At 66.5% G+C, this 9,644-nt stretch carries 11 protein-coding genes; 6 read left to right on the top strand and 5 right to left on the bottom strand.

Translation table 11 applies throughout. The annotated features are described in order from the left end of the window. From J0I42_RS19525 to rpmG, 6 genes are all read left to right on the top strand, one after another. A partial coding sequence (locus J0I42_RS19525) for a hypothetical protein (protein WP_291657258.1) occupies window positions 1-389 on the top strand: 389 nt, incomplete at its 5' end. A 153-nt stretch (window positions 390-542) separates the two neighbouring features. Then, window positions 543-953 (top strand): DUF2000 family protein, encoded by a 411-nt coding sequence (locus tag J0I42_RS19515; protein ID WP_291657250.1) that lies wholly within the window; start codon window positions 543-545, stop codon window positions 951-953. Window positions 954-1,392: 439 nt separating this feature from the next. Then, the gene (rnr, locus tag J0I42_RS19510; protein WP_291657249.1) at window positions 1,393-3,714 is read left to right on the top strand and encodes a ribonuclease R; all 2,322 of its coding nucleotides are present in this window, start codon (window positions 1,393-1,395) and stop codon (window positions 3,712-3,714) included. Further along, a complete protein-coding gene (locus tag J0I42_RS19505) occupies window positions 3,714-4,160 on the top strand; it encodes a DUF983 domain-containing protein (protein ID WP_291657248.1) in 447 nt (148 codons plus the stop codon). The genes rnr and J0I42_RS19505 overlap by 1 nt, the downstream gene beginning before the upstream one ends. Beyond that, window positions 4,157-4,891, top strand: coding sequence for an NUDIX hydrolase (locus J0I42_RS19500; RefSeq protein WP_291657246.1), 735 nt, complete (start codon window positions 4,157-4,159; stop codon window positions 4,889-4,891). The genes J0I42_RS19505 and J0I42_RS19500 overlap by 4 nt, the downstream gene beginning before the upstream one ends. A 139-nt stretch (window positions 4,892-5,030) precedes the next feature. After that, complete coding sequence (gene rpmG / locus J0I42_RS19495; protein ID WP_038367996.1) at window positions 5,031-5,198, top strand: 50S ribosomal protein L33; 168 nt, start codon at window positions 5,031-5,033, stop codon at window positions 5,196-5,198. A gap of 136 nt (window positions 5,199-5,334) precedes the next feature. Here rpmG and J0I42_RS19490 read toward each other — a convergent pair whose 3' ends face one another. The 5 genes from J0I42_RS19490 to J0I42_RS19470 form a co-directional block, all read right to left on the bottom strand. Beyond that, entirely contained in the window at window positions 5,335-5,412 is a 78-nt protein-coding gene (locus J0I42_RS19490) for a hypothetical protein (RefSeq protein WP_291657257.1), read from the bottom strand. A gap of 2 nt (window positions 5,413-5,414) precedes the next feature. Further along, a complete protein-coding gene (locus J0I42_RS19485) occupies window positions 5,415-5,633 on the bottom strand; it encodes a hypothetical protein (RefSeq protein ID WP_291657244.1) in 219 nt (72 codons plus the stop codon). 88 nt (window positions 5,634-5,721) lie between these two features. Beyond that, window positions 5,722-6,408, bottom strand: coding sequence for a DUF2161 domain-containing phosphodiesterase (locus tag J0I42_RS19480; RefSeq protein ID WP_291657243.1), 687 nt, complete (start codon window positions 6,406-6,408; stop codon window positions 5,722-5,724). A 204-nt stretch (window positions 6,409-6,612) separates the two neighbouring features. After that, complete coding sequence (gene guaA, locus J0I42_RS19475; RefSeq protein ID WP_291657242.1) at window positions 6,613-8,181, bottom strand: glutamine-hydrolyzing GMP synthase; 1,569 nt, start codon at window positions 8,179-8,181, stop codon at window positions 6,613-6,615. A gap of 49 nt (window positions 8,182-8,230) precedes the next feature. Further along, window positions 8,231-9,529: an RsmB/NOP family class I SAM-dependent RNA methyltransferase gene (locus J0I42_RS19470; RefSeq protein ID WP_291657240.1), complete on the bottom strand. Its 1,299-nt coding sequence runs from the start codon at window positions 9,527-9,529 to the stop codon at window positions 8,231-8,233. Window positions 9,530-9,644 lie beyond the last annotated feature (115 nt).

The following is a 9,644-nucleotide window of genomic DNA, read 5'->3' as shown; positions in this document are numbered from 1 at the left end:
TCGATCAAGCGGCCTGGACGGGTGTCTGGAGCGACGTGCTCATCGGAAGCGCGGCACCAGGCACATTCAACGACACCGATTTCCCGCTGGTGGTCGCCAACAGCGATGCGATCACCGAGCGGTGGGCTATTCGGTTCACCAACGCCACAGCCTTCGAGGTGATCGGTGAGACGGTCGGCACCATCGTGACCGGGAGCATCAGCGCTGATTGCGCGCCCGTAAATCCTCGCACCGGCAGGCCGTACTTCACCATTCCTCGGGCCGGTTGGGGCTCAGGCTGGTCGACCAACAACGTCGTGCGGTTCAACACCGTGGGTGGCCTGGCACCAGTCTGGATGGTTCGCACCACGCTGCCGGGCACGCCGGAGAGCGTCAGCCCGAAAGCATAGGTGTCATGCCGGTGAGGGTCGTAGGCATAGCCACGAAAGAACGCTTCCATGCGCTCGATACCATCAGCGCCGGTGCCGAGCCGGACCCAGTCCCGCTGCGGTCCGCACGATCGTTCAAGACGGGCCTTCCCGGCCTCGGGTAGCGATGAATCCATGCGTTACGATACCAAGATCGCCATCGTGGTTCGGGATGATCTCGCAACCTGGCAAAAACTCAATGTCGCCAGCTTCCTCGCCGGCGGGCTCGTCGGAACCGCCCCCGAACTCGCGGGCGAACCCTATCAGGACGGTTCCGGCCGCTTCTACGGCCCGCTGATCCGTCAGCCCGTCCTGATTTTCGCGGCGAGCGCCGCGGAACTCACCAACGCGCTCCAGCGAACGCAGCAGCGCGGCGTCAGGCCACATCTCTATACCAAAGAACTGTTCGCAACCGGCAACGATATCGACAACCGCGCCGCAGTCGCGACGGTGGCCACCGATGCACTCGATCTCGTGGGCCTCGGGCTCCATGCCGAGCGCAAGGAGATCGACAAGATCATCAAGGGACTGAAGCTACACGGATGACACCGTGCGGCTCGTGTCCTTCCAGCAGATTTCACCGCGTCATCCTTATGCTGTGCAAGCGTCGACGGCGCGTTCGCCGTCCGGAGCGCAACTTTCGTCGCGCTCGCCGGTGCATTTTTTGGCATTTACGAAACCCCGAGAATCGCCTTAGCCTCCTTTTTGTCGGTAACAACTGAAAGGAGGTGATCCAGTGTCTCATTGTCATCAACCGCTGGTGCAAGGCGGGCGGACCTGGACCTCTTCTTGCTGGGGTTTCTATTCCGCGTGAGTTTTCGCACCTTCAGACCCGGTTCGCCGGGTCGCGGTTCGGCAATGGAAGGGCTGCCCGCAAGGGCAGCCCTTCTCGCTTTCAGGCGGCCGATGCTGGCGCCCGGCTGCAAGCCGTGGCAGACAGGCGGCGTGTCACGCTTTTCTCAATCCAACGCCCCGAGTGCCGGCCGTGTCCGTTCCTGATCCGAGCCGCGAAGCTATTCTCGATTTCATCGAGGAAGAGCGCGCCGCCGGCCGCGAGGTCGGCCGGCGCGAGATCGCCAAAGCCTTCGGGCTCGACCAGGGCGGCAAGATCTGGCTGAAACGCCTGCTCAAGGAGATGGAGCAGGACGGCGAGATCGGCGGCGACGGCAAGGAGCGCCCGGTCCATCCGCGCGGCGCGCTGCCGCCCGTCCTGCTCTCCGAGATCAAGCGCCGGGATCGTGAGGGCGACCTCGTCGCCCAGCCGCTGGAATGGGACGCGGACGAGAACGGCCCGCCGCCGCAGATCCTGATCGAGCGCACGCGCGAGGGACGCCGCAAGGACAGGTCAGCGGCACCGGCGCCCGGCATCGGCGATCATGTCATCCTCAAGCTGACGCGTCTGCGCGGCGTCGAAGGCTTCGGCTATTCCGGCCGCGTGCTCAAGGTGATGGGCAAGGCCAAGGCCGCCGTGCTCGGCATCTTCCGCGCCCTGCCCGACGGCTCCGGCCGGCTGGTGCCGATCGACAAGAAGGCACTCGGGCGCGAAGCAATCATCCCGAAAGGCCGCACGGCCGAGGCGCAGGACGGCGACCTCATTTCTGTCAGCTTGCGCCGCGAGAGCCGCTTCGGCCCGCCCGAGGCGCATGTGCGCGAGCGACTGGGCTCGATCAAATCCGAGCGCGCCGTCAGCCTGATCGCGATCCACGCCCATGGTATTCCGCATGAGTTCCCGCCGGCCGCGCTCCAGGAAGCCGCGAATGCACCGCTTGCCACGCTGAAAGGACGCGAGGACTGGCGCGAGCTGCCTCTCGTCACCATCGACCCGGCCGATGCCAAGGACCATGACGACGCCGTCCATGCGGCGACGGACGACAACCCCGACAATCCCGGCGGCTTCGTGGTCACCGTCGCCATCGCCGACGTCGCGGCCTATGTCACGCCGGGCTCCGCGCTCGACCGCGAAGCGCTGGAGCGTGGCAACTCGGTCTATTTCCCCGACCGCGTCGTGCCGATGCTGCCGGAGCGGATCTCGAACGACCTCTGTTCGCTGCGTGAGAATGAGGACCGGCCGGCGCTTGCCGTCAGGCTCGTGCTCAAGTCGGACGGCTCGAAGAAGAGCCATTCCTTCCACCGCGTGCTGATGCGCTCGGCAGCGAAGCTCTCCTACCAGCAGGCGCAGGCCGCCATTGACGGGCAAACCGACGAGAAGACCGCTCCGATCCGCGAGAGCGTGCTGATGCCGCTCTGGGCGGCCTATGGCGTGGCCGCCCGCGCCCGCGACCAGCGCCAGCCGCTCGAGCTCGACCTGCCCGAACGCAAGCTGATCCTCAAAGCCGACGGCTCGGTCGATCGCGTCATCGTGCCGGACAGGCTCGCGGCGCATCGATTGATCGAGGAATTCATGATCCTCGCCAATGTCGCCGCGGCCGAGACGCTGGAGAAAGCCGGCAGCCTCCTGATCTATCGCTGCCATGACGAGCCCTCGCTGGAGAAGATGCGGACGCTCGGCGAAGTGCTGGCCTCGATCGGCATCAAGCTGCCACAGGACGGAGCGCTCCGGCCCGTGCTGTTCAACCGCATCCTGGCGATGATCAAGGGCTCGGAAAACGAGACGCTGATCAACGAGGTCGTGCTGCGCACGCAGGCGCAGGCCGAGTATGTCGCCGAGAATTACGGGCATTTCGGCCTGAACCTGCGCCGCTACGCGCATTTCACCTCGCCGATCCGGCGCTATTCCGACCTGATCGTGCATCGCGCGCTGATCACGGCGCTGAAAGCCGGCGACGATGGCCTGCCCAGGAGCGTCACGCTCGCGGACCTGCGCGAGGTCGCGACGCGTATCTCGGCGGCGGAGCGACGCGCCATGGCGGCCGAGCGCGAGACCACCGATCGGCTGATCGCGCATTTCCTCGCCGACCAGATCGGAGCGAGCTTCGACGGGCGCATCGGCGGCGTCACCCGTGCCGGGCTCTTCGTCAAGCTTGACGGCACCGGAGCCGACGGCTTCGTCCCGGCCTCGACTCTGGGCGGCGACTACTATCGCTACGACGAGGCGGCCCATGCGCTGATCGGCGAACGCACCGGCGAAAGCTGGCGTCTCGGCGACCAGGTCCATGTCAAGCTGGTCGAGGCGGCGCCCGTCGCGGGCGCCCTGCGCTTCGAGGTGCTCTCGGCCGGGCGGAAAATGGCGACAAGCGGCGCCGCCAGACGGCGCGGCGGCGGAGCCCCGTTCGGGGCGAGCCGGCAGGCAGCCGGCTTCGGCAGGAAGAGCAAGCCCGGCCGGACGAAACCGGGCAAGAGGCGGTGATGAGCATCCACATCCATAGCGCTGAAACGCATCTCGAAGAGCGCGACTGGCGTCAGGCGATCGCGCGCGGCTTGCGCAGCCGCTGCCCGCATTGCGGGAAGGGCCGGCTGTTCCGCGCCTTCCTGAAGCCCGTCGACAGGTGCGAAGCCTGCGGCGAGGATCTGCATCACCAGCGTGCCGACGACCTGCCGCCCTATATCGTGATCACGATCGTCGGTCATATCATCGTCGGCGGCCTGCTGCTGGCGGAGAAGTTCGCGAACTGGCCGATGTGGCTGCACATGACCGTCTGGCCGCTTCTCACCGTCCTCCTGTGCTTCGCGCTGATGCAGCCGATCAAGGGCAGTGTCGTCGGCCTGCAATGGGCCGTGCGCATGCATGGATTCGGCGGCGAGCCCGACCGACCCGAGCGCCAGCCCCTGCCCCCTTCGGACGCACGTTCATGACCGACCACACCGTCACCCTGACCCAGGCCGAACGGGCGCGCACCACCGCCAACCAGCGTCCGAAGGACGCTGCGACGATGATGATCCTGGATCGCAGTCTCACGCGCCCCAAGGTGCTGATGGGCAAGCGCCATTCGGGCCACAAGTTCATGCCGGGCAAGTATGTCTTCCCGGGTGGGCGTGTCGATGATGGCGACCGGCGCATGGTCGCGACGGGTGCCGTGCCGCAGATCTGCGAGGACCGGCTCGGCATGCGCTGCCTGCGCCCCAGCGCCGGCAAGGCACGCGCGCTGGCGATGGCTGCGATCCGCGAAACCTTCGAGGAAACCGGGCTGCTCTTCGGCTCCGACGAATTCGGTGCACCGGATGCAGCGCCGCCCGGAAGCTGGAGTGATTTCGCGGCGCAGGGCGTCTATCCCGATCTCTCGGCGGTCACCTTCGTCGCGCGCGCGATCACGCCGCCGCGCCGGCCCAAGCGATTCGACACCCGCTTCTTCGCGATCGACGCCTCCGCCGTCGCCAAGCGGATCGACGGCATCATCGGCCCCGATTCGGAACTGGTCGATCTGGTCTGGGTCGATTTCGACGAGGCCAAGCAGCTCGACCTGCCGACGATCACCAAGGTCATCATCCAGGAGGTCGAGGCCCGCATCGAGGGTGGATTCGCGCCCTATCTGCCGGTCCCGTTCTATTGGGAGAAGCGCGGCAGCTTCGTGCGCGAGGAGCTTTGAAGGTCATTCGCGCCGCCAAGCTATTCTTCCTTGACTTCGCTGGCCCTTTGCGGCATTCCCCGCGCTGACGGTTTGCCGGGTTCGCCCGGCCATTTTCTTTTCCGAGGGCCATCGGCCCGCATGGTTCGAGGATAGACCCATGGCCAAGGCCGTGACGATCAAGATCAAGCTGCTTTCGACCGCCGACACCGGCTTCTTCTACGTGACGAAGAAGAACTCGCGCACGATGACCGAGAAGATGTCGAAGAAGAAGTACGACCCCGTCGCGCGCAAGCACGTCGAGTTCAAGGAAACCAAGATCAAGTGAGGCTTGGCCTCTCGATCCGGTTTCGCTTTGAAAAACCGCCCTTTCGGGCGGTTTTTTCGTTTTCGGCTCGAAGGCATTGCTGCGGTGCGCACGGCCATAAGGCGCGCTGATAGCGCGATGGCACATCGCTTGATCCCTACCCGCAATAGACCCGGATGATCCTGCCGGCCCTCGGATCGATCTCGATGGTCACCCGCTTCTTGCGATAATCCATCGTCACGCCCTGCCCCGGCCGAATCTGCCGAACGCTGGCGCGCCGGTGATCTGCCGAGCTTCGGCATCGTCGATGCGGCCCTTGCCCGCCAGCGTTTCGACGGCATCCTCACGGCAGATTCCGGGGGTGCCGCTCACAGGTGCCTGCTGCGCATCGCTCTGGCAGGCCGTGAGGGCAAAGCCCGCAATGGCTCCGGCGGCGATCAGCTTGCGAGCCAGCATCAGGCAATTCCTTTCATCGCAATCCGTGAGGTTTGAAAGGCTCCAGGATCGCGATGCCGCGCCTCCATGGCACGCGGATGGCTGCCGCTCAGGCAGCGATCCCGGCCTCTTCCGGATTTACCGGACCTTGGACGCACCATGTCGCCAGGGCACTGCGGCCGGCCTCGGTCAGCGCGTAGACGCCGCGCCCGGAGCGCTCGAACCAGCCATAGACATTGCGGTGCAGGATCTTCTGGGCATCGGGACAGGATGGCTTGAGATCGCGCGGCCGCTTCGGCTCCGCCGCCATCGCAGCCGCGCAGGCCAGCGCCTGCTGACGATACGCCGTCATGATCGGCTTGCGCGTGCCGCCACCCAGTGCGGGATCGCCCTGGCGGCGCTTATGCTCGTCGACGAGCCGCGAGCGTCGGCGCGGGTCCTTGCGCGGCGTCGGCGCCGCTGGCGACACGAGGATAGCGACATCGCCACCCCCGGAAACGCCGAGCAAGCCGAAGCCGAGGCGCCGGCAGAGATTGCGGTAGCGCGGATCGCTCTCGCGCCCCTTGCCCCTCGCGGAAAGCGGGGCGGCAAGCCAGATCTCGTCACCAAGGCTCAGCCGGTCGACACCCTGCAGGATGAGTTCGAGATTGAAGCTCAGCTTCAGCTCGCCGATGACCACGATTGAAGGGTCGCCATCGCGCAATCCGACGAGATCGCAAGGCCCGATCTCGCCTTTCACGGTGTAGCCGAACCCTTCGAGGAAGCGCTTGACGGGCAGATAGAGCGACGTTTCCACATCCACCTCCGGAGAGCAGAGCGCCATATTGACCGGCAGTCGTTTCGGAGAGGCAAACGCCGACGGCCGCGATCGATCGCACAAACGAAAAATCCACCCGCCGGTTGCCGGGATAACCGGCCGATTGCGGGTGGATCCGTTGTTGTCTCAGCGGTCAGCGCTCAATCGCGGGCACGATCCACGCGGGATCGGATCGCTGCCCGATCATTCCCACTCGATCGTGCCGGGGGGCTTCGAGGTCACGTCGTAGACGACGCGGTTGATGCCCTTGACCTCGTTGATGATGCGGGTCGCGGCGCGGCCGAGGAAATTCATGTCGAAAGGATAGAAATCCGCCGTCATGCCATCGACCGAGGTCACGGCGCGCAGCGCGCAGACATGGTCGTAGGTGCGGTAATCGCCCATCACGCCGACGGTGCGCACCGGCAGCAGCACGGCGAAGGCCTGCCAGATCACGTCGTAGAGGCCGGCCTTGCGAATCTCGTCGAGATAGATCGCATCCGCCTTGCGCAGGATGTCGAGCTTCTCCCTGGTGATCTCGCCGGGGCAGCGGATGGCGAGGCCCGGGCCCGGGAAGGGGTGACGGCCGACGAAGGCCTCGGGCAGGCCGAGCTCGCGGCCGAGAACGCGGACCTCGTCCTTGAACAGCTCGCGCAGCGGCTCGACGAGCTTCATCTTCATGCGCTCGGGCAGGCCGCCGACATTGTGGTGGCTCTTGATCGTGACCGAAGGGCCGCCGGAGAACGAGACGCTCTCGATCACGTCGGGATAGAGCGTGCCCTGCGCCAGGAAATCGGCGCCGCCGAGCTTGGCCGCCTCGGCGTCGAAGACGTCGATGAAGAGCCGGCCGATGGTCTTGCGCTTGGCCTCCGGATCGGCGCCGCATTTGGCAAGCTCGGTGAGGAAAAGCTCTTCGGCCTCAACATGGACCAGCGGGATGTTGTAGTGATCCCTGAACAGGCGGACGACCTCCTCGGCCTCATTCATCCGCATCAGGCCGTGATCGACGAAGACGCAGGTGAGCTGGTCGCCGATCGCCTCGTGGATCAGCACCGCCGCCACCGCCGAGTCGACACCGCCGGAGAGTCCACAGATGACGCGGCCGGTGCCGACCTGCTCCTTGATCTTCTTCTGCATCTCGGAGCGATAGGCCGACATGCTCCAGTCCGGCTTGCAGCCGCAGATCTCGACGACGAAATTGCGCAGCAGCTTGCCGCCATCCGGCGTATGGACCACCTCGGGGTGGAACATCGTGGTGTAGAAGCGCCGCTCCTCGTCGCTCGCCACGGCATAGGGGGCGTTCTCGGAGGTCGCCTTGACCGTAAAGCCGGCCGGAAGCTGCGTGACCCGGTCGCCATGGCTCATCCAGACCGGATAGCGGCCTCCCTCTTCCCAGACGCCCTCGAACAGCGCCGAGGAGGTGACGATCTCGATATCGGCGCGGCCGAACTCGGCGGCGTGACCGCCCTCGACCTTGCCGCCCAGCTGATGCGCCATGGTCTGCTGGCCGTAGCAGATGCCCATCAGCGGGATGTTCGCGCTGAAAACCGCCTCGGGCGCCCGCGGGCTGCCCGCGTCGGGCACCGAGGCCGGGCCGCCCGAGAAGATCACGCCCTTGGGCTTCAGGCGGGCAAAGGCCTCGGAAGCGGACTGGAACGGGGCGATTTCGCAATAGACGCCGATCTCGCGGATGCGCCGCGCGATGAGCTGCGTCACCTGCGAGCCGAAATCGATGATGAGGATGGAGTCGTGATGGGGCTGAGCGCTCGTCATCGCGTTCCGTTAATGGATCGCGCGGGCGCGTGCAACGGCTGCGACAGCCTCAATCCCCGCGCTGGAGACAGGCCAGATAGAACCCGTCCGTACCGGTGCGCCGCGGCGAGAGCTGAATGCCGTGGGTCGTGGCGAAACGGGCGAGCAGGGAGAAGTCGCTTTCGGCGCTCCTGAGCACGTCGATCGGCGCGACCACGGCAAAGCCGGGATGCTTGGCGAGGAAGGCGCGGATCGCCTCGTCGTTCTCCTCCGGCAGCACCGAGCAGGTGATGTAGGCGATACGGCCGCCCGGCTTCACCAGCCTCGCGGCACGGGCCAGCACCTCGGCCTGGTCCTTGATGCGCTCGGCCAGCGCACCGGGGCGCACGCGCCATTTCGCATCGGGATTGCGCCGCCAGGTGCCGGAGCCCGTGCAAGGCGCGTCGACCAGCACGAGATCGACCTGGCCGGCGATATCGGCGAAGGGCTCGTGACCGCGCGAGCGGGGAATGCGGACCTCGACGATGCTCGCGCCCGAGCGGGCGAGCCGATCATGCAGTGGCGCGAGGCGGCGACTGTCGAGATCGGTGGCATAAAGGCTGCCGCGATTGGCCATCAGCGCGGCGAGCGCCAGCGTCTTGCCCCCTGCCCCGGCACAGAGATCGATCACGGTCTGGCCGGGCTTTGCGCCGGCCAGCAGGGCCACCAGCTGCGAGCCCTCGTCCTGGATCTCGAAGGCGCCGGCGAAGAATCCGGGCTCGGTCTGCAGCGAGGGACCGCGGCCGTCGTGGCCGGGCTGGAAGCGCAGGGCATCCGGAGACCAGGAGCCCTGCTCCGGCTGGAGATGGGCGAGTTCCTTCAGCACCGCATCCCGGCCCGCCTTCAGGCGGTTGACACGCAGGTCGATGGGGGCGCGGGCAGCCAGCGCCTCACCCTCGGCGATGGCCTGTTCTCCCAATCCTTCCCGGAAGGAGGGCCAGAGCCATTCCGGCACGTCGGCCTGCACCCAGTCAGGCGCGCCTTCGGCCGAGAAGGCGGTGAGCAGCGCAGTCTCGTCGTCGCTCAGGGGCTGCGGCGCGTGATTCTCGCCCGAGCAGAGCTCCGCGATCTCGGTGACCCCGAGGCCACGCAGACCGGCGAGCATGCCGAGGACGAGCGCGCGTGGCGTTTCCGAGGCCATCGCGTAGCCGGAGGAGGCCTTGCGCCGCAGCGCGTCGTAGACCAGCGAGGCGATGGCGGCCCGGTCCTTCGAACCGGCAAAGCGGCGCGACAGGCCCCAGTCCTTGAGCGAATCGGCAGCCGGACGGCGGCGCTCGACGATATCCTGGAGCACCTCGATGGCAGCGCTGATCCGGGCGGCTGGGGTCATGACACTTCAATCCTGGCACGGCCGGATGCGCTCCGGAATGCCGCAAGGCGAGGCCGAACGAGCTTCGACCGGTTCAAACATGACGCCAGGACATGAAAGCTCCGGCGCCACGCTC

It is taken from the genome of Allobosea sp., assembly GCF_017308015.1.
Taxonomy (GTDB): Bacteria; Pseudomonadota; Alphaproteobacteria; order Rhizobiales; family Beijerinckiaceae; genus Allobosea.
The sequence above is the reverse complement of the archived record's forward strand: the minus strand, read 5'-3'. Positions and strand labels throughout refer to the sequence as shown.